The sequence below is a fragment of the Alistipes dispar genome, from assembly GCF_006542685.1.
In the GTDB taxonomy this organism is placed as follows: Bacteria; Bacteroidota; Bacteroidia; order Bacteroidales; family Rikenellaceae; genus Alistipes; species Alistipes dispar.
The window spans coordinates 1,350,614-1,365,715 of record NZ_AP019736.1; the positions used below are offsets into that span (position 1 = coordinate 1,350,614).

General features: G+C 64.8%; 12 protein-coding genes. 4 read left to right on the forward strand and 8 right to left on the reverse strand.

Features of this window, described 5'->3' with window-relative positions:
* Entirely contained in the window at nt 1-468 is a 468-nt protein-coding gene (locus FME97_RS05845) for a lipocalin-like domain-containing protein (RefSeq protein ID WP_141428315.1), read from the forward strand.
* A gap of 230 nt (nt 469-698) precedes the next feature.
* Here the strand turns inward: FME97_RS05845 and FME97_RS05850 are convergent, their stop codons facing one another.
* The 8 genes from FME97_RS05850 to rsmH form a co-directional block, all read right to left on the reverse strand.
* On the reverse strand, nt 699-1,100 hold the full coding sequence (locus tag FME97_RS05850; protein ID WP_141428316.1) for an RNA-binding S4 domain-containing protein: 402 nt from the start codon (nt 1,098-1,100) through the stop codon (nt 699-701).
* Nucleotides 1,101-1,162: 62 nt separating this feature from the next.
* The gene (locus tag FME97_RS05855) at nt 1,163-2,560 is read right to left on the reverse strand and encodes an FtsW/RodA/SpoVE family cell cycle protein (protein ID WP_141428317.1); all 1,398 of its coding nucleotides are present in this window, start codon (nt 2,558-2,560) and stop codon (nt 1,163-1,165) included.
* A gap of 4 nt (nt 2,561-2,564) precedes the next feature.
* Nucleotides 2,565-3,920, reverse strand: a complete 1,356-nt coding sequence (gene murD / locus FME97_RS05860) for a UDP-N-acetylmuramoyl-L-alanine--D-glutamate ligase (RefSeq protein WP_141428318.1) — start codon at nt 3,918-3,920, stop codon at nt 2,565-2,567.
* Nucleotides 3,921-3,986: 66 nt separating this feature from the next.
* Nucleotides 3,987-5,231, reverse strand: coding sequence for a phospho-N-acetylmuramoyl-pentapeptide-transferase (gene mraY, locus FME97_RS05865; RefSeq protein WP_141428319.1), 1,245 nt, complete (start codon nt 5,229-5,231; stop codon nt 3,987-3,989).
* A 4-nt stretch (nt 5,232-5,235) separates the two neighbouring features.
* Nucleotides 5,236-6,708, reverse strand: a complete 1,473-nt coding sequence (locus tag FME97_RS05870; protein WP_141428320.1) for a UDP-N-acetylmuramoyl-L-alanyl-D-glutamate--2,6-diaminopimelate ligase — start codon at nt 6,706-6,708, stop codon at nt 5,236-5,238.
* Between the two features lies 1 nt (nt 6,709).
* The gene (locus FME97_RS05875; protein ID WP_141428321.1) at nt 6,710-8,971 is read right to left on the reverse strand and encodes a penicillin-binding protein; all 2,262 of its coding nucleotides are present in this window, start codon (nt 8,969-8,971) and stop codon (nt 6,710-6,712) included.
* Nucleotides 8,972-8,979: 8 nt separating this feature from the next.
* A complete protein-coding gene (locus FME97_RS05880; protein ID WP_141428322.1) occupies nt 8,980-9,495 on the reverse strand; it encodes a hypothetical protein in 516 nt (171 codons plus the stop codon).
* A 7-nt stretch (nt 9,496-9,502) separates the two neighbouring features.
* Entirely contained in the window at nt 9,503-10,405 is a 903-nt protein-coding gene (gene rsmH, locus FME97_RS05885; protein WP_141428323.1) for a 16S rRNA (cytosine(1402)-N(4))-methyltransferase RsmH, read from the reverse strand.
* Nucleotides 10,406-10,499: 94 nt separating this feature from the next.
* Between rsmH and FME97_RS05890 the strand changes: the two genes are divergently transcribed.
* The 3 genes from FME97_RS05890 (at nt 10,500) to FME97_RS05900 (ending at nt 15,095) form a co-directional block, all read left to right on the forward strand.
* Nucleotides 10,500-11,333, forward strand: coding sequence for an acyltransferase (locus FME97_RS05890; RefSeq protein WP_141428324.1), 834 nt, complete (start codon nt 10,500-10,502; stop codon nt 11,331-11,333).
* Nucleotides 11,334-11,355: 22 nt separating this feature from the next.
* Nucleotides 11,356-12,363: a GNAT family N-acetyltransferase gene (locus tag FME97_RS05895; RefSeq protein ID WP_141428325.1), complete on the forward strand. Its 1,008-nt coding sequence runs from the start codon at nt 11,356-11,358 to the stop codon at nt 12,361-12,363.
* A gap of 302 nt (nt 12,364-12,665) precedes the next feature.
* Complete coding sequence (locus tag FME97_RS05900; protein WP_141428326.1) at nt 12,666-15,095, forward strand: leucine-rich repeat domain-containing protein; 2,430 nt, start codon at nt 12,666-12,668, stop codon at nt 15,093-15,095.
* Nucleotides 15,096-15,102: the final 7 nt, after the last annotated feature.

The following is a 15,102-nucleotide window of genomic DNA, read 5'->3' on the forward strand; positions in this document are numbered from 1 at the left end:
ATGAAAAAGCATATCTATTCCCTGTTTGCAGCCGCGCTGCTCGTATTCTGCGCCGGATGCTCGAACGACGACGACGGACCTGCCATCTCCGACAAAGGCGTGGTGGGCGAGTGGCATCTCACGTCGTGGAACCACGAAACGCCGGCCGATTTCGACGTCTATGTCCAATTCGGGGCCGACGGGAAATTCGACATCTTCCAGAAGGTGGAGACTTCGGCCTACGTCCGGTATTCCGGCCGTTTCGCCGCGTCGGATTCGCGCCTTTCGGGCCGTTACAGCGACGGCGTGGCGTGGAGCACGGACTACACCTTCGAACTGAGCGACAACGGCGACACCCTGACGATGACCAGCGCCACGGAGGGCGCCGAAGTGAGCGTCTATACCAGAACCCCCATTCCCGAGGAGGTGCTCGACGCTCCCCAGGTGCGTTCCGGCACGCTCCCCGACGGATTCCGGCGGATTCTGTAATCCGGAGCGATCCTCACTCAACCGAAAGACGGACTCTTAAAGAGTCCGTCTTTTTTTCGAAAAATGCGGCCGGAAACCCACCGGAGAACAGGTCCGGAAGAAGCGAACCCCGGAAAGCGGGGAAAACACTCTCCGGAAAGCCCCCAAGAAACAGGAAAAACAACCCCTCCGGGAAGCGCACTCCGCCCGAAAAGCAAGGAAACGCCCCCGGGGACGGGAAGCGGGTCCGGCTACTCGTCCTCCCCGTCGTCGTAAAATACTTCGTCCATGAGCGTATCCAGCTCGCGCCGCTCCTTCTTGGTGGGGCGGCCCGTACCGCGGTCGCGGAAGACGAAGATCGTCTCGCGCGGCACGTCGAGCTTCGCCAGCTCCTCCTGCGGCGTGACGTCGAGGCAGTAATCCGGAACGTTTCTGGCCCCCTGGCGGCTCGACACCAGCCCGAGCACCTTGTACGAATAGGTCACCTGCCGTTTGCGCACGGCGATCAGGTCGCCGATCTTCACTTCGCGCGAGGGCTTGGCGAAGGAGCCGTTCACCGTCACCTTGTTGGTGCGGATGGCGTCCGCCGCATCGCTGCGGGTCTTGAAAACCCGCACGGCCCAAAGGTATTTGTCCAAACGAATGTCGTCCATAACCGAAAACTATGCGATCTCAATTTCCGTTGTCTGCCGGGTTGCCGCCGTCCGCGGACCCGTTACCGCTCGTAGAGCGTCTCGGCGCGGGGTCTGTCGTGCGACTGCTCGTCGTTTTGACGGCTGACGCTCAGGATCATCCCCAGCGCGATGGTCGTGAAGAGGGTCGAGGAGCCGCCGCGCGAGATGAGCGGCAGGGTCTGGCCCGTCTCGGGAATCAGATTCACCGTCACCATGACGTGCAGCAGCGCCTGGCAGGTGATGAGCAGCGCCAGCCCCAGCACCAGCAGCCCCGGAAAGGCCGTGCCGCAGCGCCGGAAGATCTCGATGGCGCGGAAGAAAATCCACAGGTAGAGCATCAGCAGCACCACGGCCAGCAGCAGCCCGTACTCCTCGACGAAGAAGGCATAGGCGTAGTCGCTCTCGGGGTGGATCATCTCCACGCGCATGGCGCTCTGTCCGGCCCCTTCGCCCAAGATTCCGCCGTTGTGAATGGCGATCATCGAACGTTCGGTGTCCGTGAGGTGCTCGATCGGCTTATCGACCTGCGACGAGGTCCAGAGGTGAATCCACGTCGAGACGCGCCCTTCGGCCGTCTCGCTGCGTCCGAGGTTGAGCGTCATGACCACCGCGATGGCCGCGACGCCCCATCCCACGAGCTTCATCAGCTCGCCGAAACGCACCCGTCCGATGAGCATCATCACCCAAGAGGCCATGGCCACCAGCACGGCCGACGAGGTGTGCGCCGGGAAGATCACCAGACACGACACCGCGACGGGCATGAGAATCGGCCATGTCCCCTCGCGCCAGATTTTCCGCTGCGCGGGCGACGAGCGCCAGGTCCAGAACCGCCACGTGGGGACGATGCGGATCTTGTCGATCTTCGACTGCCTCCCGGCCAGCTGCTGCGCGAGGAACAGCACCGTGGCGACCTTCAGCGCCTCCGACGGCTGGAACTGGAAGGGCCCGAGCGGAATCCAGCGCGCTGCGCCGTTGGTCGTCGAGCCGATGAAATAGACGGCGACGGTCAGCAGCACCGAGAGGAAATAGACGGGGCGGGCGAAGTAGTTGTAGATGCGGCAGTTGATCTTCTGCACGGCGAACATCACCACGAGGCTCGCCGCGAGGATCATCAGCTGCTGGCGCAGGAAGTGCGCCGTCGTGCGGGCCGTGTGCGCGTCGTAGGCCATCTTGGCCGTCGAGGAATAGACCACCAGCACGGAGATCACCGCCAGCGCGGCGACGATGATCCACAGCACGCGGTCGCCCGTGAAGAGGTCGAGCCGCGCCGCACCTCCGCCGGCCGCACCGGTATCGTCCGCAGCGGGTCCGGAGTCGCCCGCAGCACCGCGGCGCCCTCCCGGCGGCGTCTCCGCCGGGGCGCCCCGGCGGCGCGGCGCGGCATCGCGGGCCGTTTCCGCCGCCGTCCGTTCGTCGTATCCGTATTCCTCCCGCTCCATGTCGTCAGGCATTTTCGTTCACCCAGCGCTTGAAACGTTCGCCGCGGTCCTCGTAGTTGCGGAACAGGTCGAAGCTCGCGCAGGCGGGCGACAGCAGCACCGCGTCGCCCTCCCGGGCCGCGGCCTTCGCCGCCGTCATCGCCCCGTCGAGCGAAGAGGTCGGAATCACCTCGGGAACCACCCCCGCAAATTCGCTCAGGAGCTTGGCGTTGTCCAGCCCCATGCAGACGAGCGTGTGCACCTTCTCGCGGGCGAACGCCTTCAGCGGCCCGTAATCGTTGCCCTTGTCCGTGCCTCCGGCGATCCACACCACGGGCCGCTTCATGCTCTCCAGCGCGTAGTAGACCGAATCGACGTTCGTGGCCTTCGAGTCGTTGATCCACAACACGCCGCCCTTCTCGGCCACCGGTTCGAGCCGGTGTTCGACCGGGGCGAATTCGTAGAGCGAGCGGCGGATCCGCGCCGGGGCGACGCCCGCCGCGAGGGTCGCCAGCGCCGCGGCCATGGCGTTGTAGGCGTTGTGCAGCCCCTTGATCCGCAGCTTCGCGGTGTCGATCTCCACGGAGCTTTTCCCGGCCGCGGCCGTGAAGCGTCCGTCGCAGAGGAAGGCGTCGCCCGCGCCGCTCGCCACGGCGTTCTTCGCGGCGAAGGGCAGTTGTTTCATGCGCAGGTCGTAGCGCGGCAACTGCCGCCAGATCACCTCGTCGTCGCCCGAATAGACGAACCAGTCGCGCGAGGTCATGTTCCGCACGATGCGCATCTTCGAGTCCGCATAGTTCTGAAAGCAATGGTCATAGCGGTCCAGGTGGTCGGGCGTGATGTTCATCAGCACCCCGATATGGGCGCGGAAGCGGTACATGCCGTCGAGCTGGAAGGAACTGAGCTCCAGCACATACCAGTCGTAATCGCCCGTGGCGACCGAATAGGCGAAGCTCTCGCCGATGTTGCCCCCGAGCGCCACGTTCAACCCTGCGTCGCGCATGATCTTGTAGATGAGCGACGTGGTGGTGGTCTTGCCGTTCGACCCCGTGATGCAGATGCAGCGCGCCCGGCCGATGTAGCGGCCCGCGAACTCCATCTCGGAAATCACCGGAATACCCGCCTCGCGGATACGCCGCACGATGGGCGCCGTCTCGGGAATCCCGGGCGACTTGACGACCTCCGACGCCGCGAGGATGCGCTCTTCGGTGTGGCCGCCCTGCTCGTAGGGAACCCCCCACTCGTCGAGCCGCTCGCGGTAGCGGTCGGCGATACGGCCCGAGTCCGACAGGAAGACCCCGAACCCCTTCTTCTTGGCGAGGATCGCGGAGCCGTAGCCGCTGATTCCGCCGCCCAAAACGACGATGAATTTCTTCTGCATGATTCCGTTCTTTATTTTCCGGCCGTCCCGGAAGCGCCCTGCGGCCCCGGCGGACGGCCCGATTGCTTATCGTATCTTCAGCGTCACCAGCGTTATGGCCGCCAGCAGCAGCGAAATGATCCAGAACCGCGTGACGATCTTCGTCTCGAAGATGCCCCGCTTCTGGTAGTGGTGGTGTACGGGCGACATGAGCAGGATGCGGCGCCCCTCGCCGTAGCGGCGCCTGGTGTACTTGAACCATCCCACCTGCATCATCACCGAGAAGCTCTCCACGAGGAAAACCCCGCACAGCAGCGGCAGCAGCAGCTCCTTGCGGATGCAGAGCGCGAAGACGGCGATCACGCCGCCGATCGAGAGCGAGCCCGTGTCGCCCATGAAGATCTGCGCCGGGAAGGAGTTGTACCAGAGGAAGCCGACCAGCGCCCCGACCAGCGCCGCGGCGAAGACCACCAGTTCGCCGCTCTGCGGGATATACATGATATTGAGGTAGTCGGCGTAAACGATGTGGCCCGAGAGGTAGGCCAGCACCCCCAGCACGGCAACGATCGGGACCGATACGCCCGTGGCCAGCCCGTCGAGGCCGTCCGTCAGGTTCGCGCCGTTCGACACGGCCGTCACCACGAAGATCGCCACCAGCACGTAGAGCAGCCACGTGGCCGTTCCGTTGCCTCCGGTGAGCCAGCCGTAGTCGAACTCGTTGTCCTTGATGAAGGGAATGGTCGTCTGCGTGGTCTTGACCGATTCGGAACTGAGCACCACCGTCTGCCGCACGCTCTGCACCGCACGCCCCTCCTCGTCGAGATAGACCGTCTCCACGGGCCGCGTGGACTTCTCGCGCACGACGATCTCGGGCGAGAGCCACATGGTCGTCCCGACGATGACGCCCAGCCCGACCTGTCCCACGATCTTGAAGCGCCCCTTGAGGCCCTCCTTGCGGTGGCGGAACACCTTGATGTAGTCGTCCAATCCGCCGATCAGCCCCAGCCAGACGGTCGAGACCAGCATCAGTTGCACGTAAACGTTGTCCAGCTTGCCCAGCAGCAGCGTCGGGACGAGGATGGCGACGAGGATGATCACGCCGCCCATCGTCGGCGTGCCCCGCTTCTGGAGCTGCCCCTCGAGCCCCAGGTCGCGGATCTCCTCGCCGATCTGCTTGCGGCGCAGAAAGTCGATGATCCGCCGCCCGAAGATGATGACGATGAGCAGCGAAAGGATCACCGCCGCCGCCGCGCGGAACGAAATGTACTGGAACATGCCCGATCCGGGCAGGTCGTAAACCTCGTCGAGGTATTTGAAAAGATGATACAGCATGGTGTCAGTTGCGTTTTTCCGGTTTCGAAAGGGCGGCGAAGGCGCGGCGGACCTCCTCGCGGTCGTCGAAATGCCGTTTCTCGTCGCCGACGATCTGGTAGGTCTCGTGCCCCTTGCCCGCGACGAGGAGGATGTCGCCGGGCCGCGAGAGCATCACGGCCGTGCGGATCGCCTCCGCCCGGTCGGCGATGCGCAGGTAGCGCACCGAGGGGTCGAGTCCGGCCGTCATCTCGTCGAGAATCGCCTCGGGCGACTCGTGGCGGGGATTGTCCGAAGTGAAGATGGCCGTCGAGGCGTATTTCACGGCGATCTGCGCCATCTCGGGCCGTTTCGTGCGGTCGCGGTCGCCGCCGCAGCCGCACACCGCGAACAACTGCTGCGCAGGGGTGCGCAGCTCGCCGATCGTCCGCAGCACGTTCTCCAGCGCATCGGGCGTATGGGCGTAGTCCACCACCGCGACGGTCCCGTTCTCCGCACGGATCACCTCGAACCGGCCGCTCACGGGGTGCAGCGCCGAAAGCGTGCGCAGCACCTCCCCGCGGTCGAGCCCCAGCAGCGACGCCGCACCGTAAACGGCCAGCAGGTTGTAGGCGTTGAACCGTCCGAGCAGTCCGACCCACACCTCCGCGCCGTCGATGCGCAGCAGCATCCCGTCGAGGTGCGTCTCGACGATCCGGCAGCGGAAATCGGCCATCGACCGCAGCGAATAGGTGCTCACCCTCGCCACGGTGTTCTGCACCATGACGCGGCCGTTGCGGTCGTCGGCGTTCGTCAGCGCGAAGGCCCCCGCGGGCAGGCCGTCGAAGAAGCGCTTCTTCGCCCGGATGTATTCGGCGAAGGTCTTGTGGTAGTCGAGGTGGTCGTGCGTCAGATTCGAGAAGATACCGCCCGCGAAGACGAGCCCCCGCGTGCGCTCCTGCACGATGGCGTGCGAGGAGCACTCCATGAAGCAGAATTCGCACCCGGCGTCGGCCATCTCGCGCATCATGGCGTTCAGGCGGATCGGGTCGGGCGTCGTGTGCGTCGCCCCGATTTCGCGGCCGTCGATCCGATAGACCACCGTCGAGATCAGCCCCGCGCGGTAGCCCAGCGCCCGCACCAGGTCGTAGAGCAGCGTGGCGGTCGTCGTCTTGCCGTTCGTGCCGGTGACGCCCACCAGCTTCAGCTCGCGGCTCGGATGGCCGTAGAATGCCGCGGCCATGTCGGCCAGCGCCCCGGCCGCATCGCCGACGCACACGTAGGTCACCCCGGCAGCCGGCTCGGAGGGCATCCGCTCGCAAACCACCGCCGCGGCGCCCCGTCCGACGGCCGCCGGAATGAAGTCGTGGCCGTCGGCCTGCGTTCCCGGCACGGCGAAGAAACAGTCGCCCGCTCGCACGGCGCGCGAATCGAACGCGAGTCCTCCCACGGCGATCTCCGGATCGCCGTACAACGCCCCGACGGGCGTCCCTTCCAAAATATCCTTCAGTCTTTTCATCTCAGTCCAACGTTATGACGACCGCCGCGCCCGGCCGGATGCGGGTCCCGGCGGCGATACTCTGCCGCACGACGGCTCCCTGCCCCGAGAAGCGGACCCTCAGCCCGCGGCTCTCGAGCACGAACAGCGCGTCCTTCAGCCCCATGCCGCGCACGTCGGGCATCACGCCCCGGTCGTCCGGCAGGCTCGTGATCGCCACGTTCGAGAGGCTGTCCACCGCGGCGCGGCCCCAGCCCGTGCGGCTGTCGAACGAGGCGCGGGGCGAGAGGCGGTCGGCCACGCGGCGGATCTGGGCGATGTCGCCGCCCTTCACCCGCTCGGGATAGCGGCGCGGACCGTCGCCGCCGACCCGGCCGTACCAGTCGTGGCCGCGGTTGTAAATGTAATCGACCATGCGCTTGACGACGGGGCCCGCCAGCGGCCCGCCGTAGTAGGCCTTGCCCGCCTGCGCCCGGGTCTCGATCGTGGTCAGCACCGTATAGCGCGGCGCATCGGCCGGGAAGAAAGCCACCATCGACCCCAGGTAGTAGCGCCCTTCGCGGCTGCGGGCGTCGGTAATCTGGGCCGTGCCGGTCTTGGCCGCCACCCTCACGCGCGTCGTATCGCGGAAGAAGGCGCTGGCCGTGCCCTCGGTGCAGACCGCCTGCAAACACTCGCGGACGATGCGCAGCGTCTGCCGCGAACAGACAGACGAGGAGATCGTCCGGCTCTCGAAACGCTCCTCCACGCGGTCGCCCCGGCGCAGCTCCCGCACCAGCACGGGCGAAATCATCCGCCCCTCGTTGGCCACGGCGTTGTAGAACGTGATCATCTGGATCGGAGTCAGGCGCACACGGTAGCCGTAAGCCATCTTCACCAGCATGACGCCCGGGTCGGGCACCTTCCAGTCGGAGGTGATCGACGGGGCGCGTTCGCCGAGCCGCTCCAGTCCGACGGTCTCGCCCAGATGCAGCTCGTCGCGCAGGTAGTCGCTGTACCGCTGCTTCCGCCCCGTGATGCCGTAACGGTCCCAGACCGCCTCGGCGAAATAGACGTTCGACGACGAGGCCACGGCGCGGCGGAAGTCGATTTCGCGGTCGCCGCGGTGCGAGTCGCGGATGTTGCGCGCCGGGCCGATCTTCACCGGATCGCCGTTGTGGGTGTCGTAAACGGTCGTCACGGGCATCCGCGCGTCGTCGAGCAGCGTGAGCATCGTCGCCAGCTTGAAGGTCGATCCCGGCTCCATGCTGCGGCTCAGGGCGTAGTTCTCCCGCTCGGCGAAGCTCCCGTCGGCATTGCGCCCGAGGTTGGCCAGCGCCAGGATCTCGCCCGTGCGGGTCTCCATCACGATGGTCGTGCCCCACAGAGCGTTCTGCCGCTCGAGCTGCCGCCGCAGCGCCTTGTCGGCCACGTCCTGCAAGTCGAGATCGAGGGTCGTCACCACGTCGTACCCGTCCTCCGGGTCCTCGTGCCCGGCTCCCGCCACACGGCCGTAGAATCCGCGCGCGATACGCTGCCGCACGGCCCGTCCGTCGCGGCCCGCCAGCTCGGCACGGTAGGCCTCCTCGATGCCGTAATTGCCCTTGTCGCCCGTCAGACCGATGGTCCGCCGCGCCAGCTCGCCCTGCGGATAGATGCGTTCGTCGCGTTCGACCAGGCGGTAAACCATGCCCATATTCCAGTTCAGCAGCGGATAGCGCCGCAGCACCTCCCACTCGGCGTAGTCCACCTCGCGGGGAAAGACAGCGACGGGCGTATGGTCGCGGATCGTGTCGTAAATCCGCCGCGTGACGTACTCCTCGCCGCGCAGGCGGTCGAGCATCCGCGACAGCCACCCCTCCGAACGGAGATACTGCGTGTCGCGCGGATTGACCAGCCGGTAGCGCCGGGCATGCTCCTCGCGGAACATCCGGGCGTACTCCGAGGCGGGACGGTCCCCGAAGAAGGCGGCGAGCAGCTTCGAGAGCGAATCGGCCTGCTCGCGGAAGGTCCTGAGCGAATCCAGCCCCGGCGAGGCGAAGTCGAAGGCGGCCTGGTAACGGAAGATCGAGGTGGCCAGCGGCTCGCCGTCGCGCGAGAGGATGCTGCCGCGCTGGGCGGGAATCACCTCCTCGGTGAAGATGCGGCTCGAAAGGCGGTCGGCGTTGTAGGCCACCTCCGCGCTGAAGAGCTGCACCCACACCAGACGGACGAGCACGACGCCCCCGGCGAGGATGAAGAGCACGTAGAGGAGCCTCACCCGCAGCAGAATGTCGCTTTTGATCTTCGATCGCTCCGGCTTCATTCTCGGTGTCAGTTTTCGATGATTTCACCCGGGGCGAGCGGGTCGTAGAGGTCGATGCCCCGGCGGTGCAGCTCCTCGAGGATCGCCGAATGGGTGGTGCGGCGGTAGCGCTGCTCCTGCAGCCGGATCGACCGTTCGCGCAGGATCTGCACCTCGCGTTCGAGGCGCGAATAGCGCATGTCGAGGTGCAGCGACCAGAACATCACCACGATACTCAGGAAAAACATGCCGGCGATGGTCAGCATGTAGGGGTAGTATTTCGAGATACCCTCGCGCAGGAGGATCGTGCCCGAAAAGAGCTGCCAGAAGGTGCTGCTCCGGAGGCGGCGCTCCCTGCGCGCGCGTTCCTCCTCCTCGGCCCGCTCCTCGGCTTCGCGCTCCTCGTCGGCACGGATGTCCTCGTCGGCCTCGCCGCGCTCCATGCGGCGCACCTCGCGCCGCACGCGGCGGGCGAACTCCTCCTCCTCGGCACGGCGCGCCTCCTCCTCGGGAGTCACGGGATCGAATTCGTGATCGCGGTACATGGCTGCATCAACGTTTTGCGGCGGCGCGGAGCTTCGCCGAACGGGACCGGGGATTGCGCTCCAGCTCCGCGGCCGAAGGGGTCACGGCCTTGCGCGTGACCGGTTCGAAGGGGACCTGCGGCCGGCCGTAGAAATCCTTGGCGACCCGCCCCGAGAAGTCGCCGCTGCGCAGGAAGTTCTTCACCAGCCGGTCTTCGAGCGAGTGGTAGGAGATCACCACCAGCCGCCCGCCGGGACGCAGCACCCGAAGGCTCTGCTCCAGGGCCATGCGCAGGGCCTCCATTTCTCCGTTCACCTCGATCCGCAGGGCCTGGAAGAGTTTGGTGAGGAACTTCGTCCCGTCCTTGCGGGGCGTGCAGGGCGCGACGGCCGCCACGAGCTGCGCGGTCGTGCGTACCGGCTCCGCCTCACGCGCCCGGACGAGGCACGAGGCCACCTTCCACGGCGTCTCCAGCTCGCCCCAGTCGCCCAGCAGACGCGTCAGCTCCTCCGCGGAGTAGCCGTTCACCACGTCCGCCGCCGTGAGCCGCCCCCGCTGGTTCATGCGCATGTCGAGCGGCGCGTCCCCGCGGAACGAGAAACCGCGCTCCACGGCGTCGAAATGGTGCGACGAGACGCCCAGATCGGCCAGAATGCCGTCCACCTCCCGGACCCCGCGGCAGCGCAACGCTCCGCGCAGAAAGCGGAAGTTGCTCTCCACGTAGCAGAACCGCCCGTCGTCGGGACGGTTGGCCAGCGTGTCGCGGTCCTGATCGAAGGCGTAGAGCCGCCCCGCAGGCCCCAGCCGCTCGAGAATGCGGCGCGAATGGCCGCCTCCGCCGAACGTCAGGTCGGCGTAGGTCCCGTCGGGACGTATATCGAGCAGGTCCACAGACTCTTCCAGCAGGACCGGCGTATGGTATTGCGGCATAATCTTCGTTCTCGAAAGTCTATTTGGGTGTAAAGTTAGGGATTTTTCGAAAAAGAATGCCTATATTTGTGGATATAATTTTCCGAACATACCCATGCCCGAAATAGACATCGGAGCCGTACTCGCCGAGAAAGCCCCGGCGGCGGCCCGCTGGATACCCCGTTTCGCCGTGAACTGGCTGCGCCGCACGATCCACGAGCGGGAGATCAACCACATTCTCGAACACTACTGGTCGCTGCCGCCGCAGGAGTTCATCCGCGCCTGCTTCCGCCAGTGGCAGGTCACCTATTCGATCGAGGGGCTCGAACGCATCGACCCCGCGGGGCGCTACCTGTTCGTCTCGAACCATCCGTTCGGCGGCATGGACGGCATGATGCTGGCCGACAAGCTCATCGACCGCTTCGGCGACGTGCGCGTGGTGGTGAACGACCTGCTGATGCACGTCGAACCGCTGCGTCCGCTCTGGATTCCGGTGAACAAGCACGGCGCGCAGAATGCGGCCTGCGCCCGGCGTTTCGACGAGGCCCTGTTCGGCGAGCTGCCGATCCTCACCTTCCCCGCAGGACTCTGCTCGCGCCGCATCGACGGCCGCATCGCCGATCCCGAATGGAAGACCAGCTTCCTGAAAAAGGCCTACGCCTCGCAGCGGCAGATCGTTCCGGTCTTCGTCGAGGGGCGGCTGTCGGACTTCTTCTACAACGTGGACCGCTTCCGCAAGGCGCTGGGCATCCGGTTCAACATCGAAATGCTCTGGCTTCCCGACGAAATGTTCTCCCAAAAGGGGAAACACTTCCGCATCGCGGTAGGCGACCCGATCCCCGTGGCCGAACTGCAACACTGCGGCTCCCTGCGCGAACAGACGGAAGAAGTACGCAAAAAGACGTATTTTCTGGAAAACAAGCTCGCCGGGGGCGCGAAAACCCGCTAAAATTGGTACTTTTGTTCCCGTTATGCGACTGAAAGAGCCCGAACCGATCCTGCCGCCCGTAAACCGGGACCTGCTGCGTGCCGAGCTGACGCCCGACAGGAAGGTGCGCGACACGCACAAGGCCGGCAACGAAATCTACATCTTCGCCGCCGGGGAGTGCCCCGCGCTGATGCGCGAGGTGGGGCGTCTGCGCGAAATGGCGTTCCGGGGCGCAGGCGGCGGCACGGGCCGCGAGGTGGACATCGACGAAGAGGACCTGGCCGGCGACGGCTACTACCAGTTGATCGTCTGGGATCCCGCGGCCGAAGAGATCGTCGGCGGCTACCGCTTCATCATCTGCACCTCGGAACGGCCCCGCCACCTCTCCACCGAGCACTATTTCCGCTTCAGCGACCGGTTCCGCCGCAAATACCTGCCGCGGACCATCGAGCTGGGCCGCTCGTTCGTCCAGCCCTCCTACCAGGCGCGCGGCAATTCGAAGAGCATCTACGCGCTGGACAACCTCTGGGACGGACTGGGGGCGCTGATCGTCCTCAACCCGCGGGCGAAGTACCTCTTCGGCAAGGTCACCATGTACACCTCCTACAAGTCCGTGGCGCGCAACGCGCTCATCTGGTTCCTCCGCCGCTACTTCCCCGACCGCGAAGGACTGGTCGAGGGCATCCATCCGCTGACGCTCGACCTGGACGACCCCTATTACGAGGAGCTGTTCTGCGGCGAGACCTACATGGAAAACTACCGCATCCTGCTCCAGAAAATCCGGGAGTTCGACGAGAACATCCCGCCGCTCATCAATGCCTACATGAACCTCTCGCCCACGATGCGGGTTTTCGACACGGTGCAAAATCCCGACTTCGGCGGTGTGGAGGAGACCGGCATTCTGGTCACGATCCGCGACATCTACCCCGAGAAACGGATGCGTTACACCCGCTGGCAGGGGTGGCGCGCCAACCTCAAGCACCGCCGCGAGGAGTTCAGCGAACAACTCCGGGAACACCTCGGGCGGATCACGAAAAAGAAAAACGGCTGATCCCCGCGGAACGGGGTTCTCCGGCAAAGGGCATGTCCGATACATCCGCTCCGCATTCCGGATCCGGCAACCCGGCTGTCGTCTTCCGCAGTTCCGAATCGCATACGCGGACCATTCCGGTCCGATTGCTCCGGAGTATGTCTCTCATTATCAACAGACCGCACATGCACGGGCCGGCCGAACCGAAAGTCCCGGCAAACGCACCGTGAATAGATTTTGCTACGATTTGAACGATTCGTGTCATTCGGAGGGGTGTGGCGAACCTAATTTTGTTTTCGCTAACAACTCTAACCCGAATGCTTATGAAAAACCATTCTCTTCTGTTGCGCGTATGCGCATACGCCTGGGCTTTCCTATCTCTCACGGCCTGCGGGGACGACGATACGGAAGGTCCCGGAGGGACGAAAATCGAAGTCACGACCGCTGCGGTGACCGAAATCAGCGGAACGAAAGCCGTGAGCGGCGGCACGGTCTCCGGCGACGAAGGCGCCGTCGTGACGCGCCGCGGCGTCTGCTGGTCGCAGTCGGAGAATCCGACCGTCTCCGACGCATCGACTTCCGACGGCGAAGGTCTGGGTTCGTTCCGTTCGGAACTGACCGGACTGCAGGAAGGCGCCGTTTATCATGTACGCGCCTACGCCGTATCCGGGAACGAAACGATCTACGGCGATGCGGTATCGTTCAAGGCCGAAAGCCTCGTTCCGACCGTCACGACGTCCGTCATCGACGACATCTCCTACCGGTCGGCCACGGGCGGCGGCACGGTCGAGTCTCCGGGAGCTTCGGAGGTCACCGCCGTCGGCATCTGCTGGTCTACGGAGGAGAACCCGACGATCGAAAACGACAACACCGAGGGAGATCCTTCGGAAACCGAATTTTCGCTGCCGCTGGAGAACCTCCGTTCGGGAACGCTCTATTATGTCCGGGCCTTCGCCGCAAACGAATCCGGAGTGGCCTACGGACAGCAGGTTTCGTTCACCACGCTGGCCGAGGAGCTGGTCGTGCTGCCCGATCCCGCCTTCATGCAGTACGCCCTCGACAATTTCGACGAGAACTGGGACGGTCAATTGCAGACGGGCGAAATAGCCGCCGTGACGAGTATCGACTGTTCGGGGCTCGGCATCGTATCGCTGGAAGGCATCGGCCGGTTCGCGAAACTACAAACGCTCGTGGCCAACGATAACCCGATTTCGGCGATCGACCTCTCGCAAAATACGGATCTGACACGCGTGGAACTGATCCGCACCTCTTTCGAGGAACTTGCCGTAGAGGGACTGCCCCGGCTTGAAGCACTGCTGTGCGACGGACTGAAGGAAAACCTTCCCGGACCGTTGCGCAGACTGAGCGTGAAGGAGTGTCCGAAACTGCAGTCGGTCTATTGTCAGGAAAATTCGCTCGAAACGCTCGAAATCTCCGGCTGCCCCGAGCTGTCACTGTTGTGGTGCTACACCAACGCGCTGACCTCGCTGAACCTAACGGAGTGTCCCGGGCTGACCGAGCTCAAGGCGTGGGACAATGATCTGGCGTCGCTCGACCTGTCGGCCAACAAGGCGCTCTCGCAGCTCGAAATACAGCGCAACCCTCTCACCGAACTCTCCGTGGCCGACTGCCCCGAACTGATCCATATCTGGTGCGACGGTCTGACGAAGACCGGCGAGGAGGAGATCCTCGGATCGCTGCGCAGCGTCTCCTTGACGAACTGCCCGAAACTCGAAGAGCTGAACTTCCAGGAAAACTCCGTCGAAACGCTTTCCGTCTCCGGATGTCCGGCCCTGAAAAAGGTGTACGGCTGGCGTAACCGGCGCGCATCGCTCGACCTGTCCGGCTGTACGTCGCTGACCGAATGCAAGGTGGCGGCCAACCGGCTCGCCCGCGCCTCGTTCCGCGGATGCGCGGCGCTCGACCTGCTCGACATTCCGGACAACGCGCTGGCGGAACTCGACCTGTCGGGATGCGGCGCCTTGCGCGAAATCTGGCTTCAGAACAACAGGACCCTGACATCGCTCGACCTGAGCGACAATACGAACCTACAGATATTCCGGGGACCGGGCTGCGGCATCCGGTCGCTCGATCTGAGCGGCCATCCCCGCCTGACGTCGGTGTGGTGCGACAACAACGGCATGGAATCGCTCCGAGTGGACGGCTGCACGGCCCTCGCCGAACTGAAATGCCAGGCGAACTCCCTGACGACGCTCGACGTCGAGGGCTGCACAAGCCTCGGCATCCTCTGGTGCGACACGAACAACCTGAGCGAAATCGACCTCCGCGGATGCGCAGCCCTCACCGAATGCAATGTCCAGGCGAACCGCACGCTCGATGCGCTCGACCTCACGGGTTGCACGAAACTCGCCATGCTGAACGCCTACGACTGCGCGCTGACGTCGCTCGACCTGTCCTCGTGCGACAATCTCGAACTGGTGCAGGTGAACGACAACCGGCTCACGACACTCGCCGTACACGGAAAAAAGCTCCACGACGTACACTGCGTCCGGAATCAACTCGCCTCGTTCTCCGCGACCGACACGCCGGCACTCATCGTCCTCTGGCTCCACGACAACCTGCTGACGACGCTCGACGTGAGCGAATGCGCCGACAGAATGGAGATTCTGGGCGTATATACGCCGGACGATCCCGTGAACCACACCAATCCGCTTCAGACGCTTTACATGCGTCAGAATCAGGAATTCGCAAACCGTTACGTGCCCGAATCGGCCGAAATCCGGTTCAAATAGAGATCCG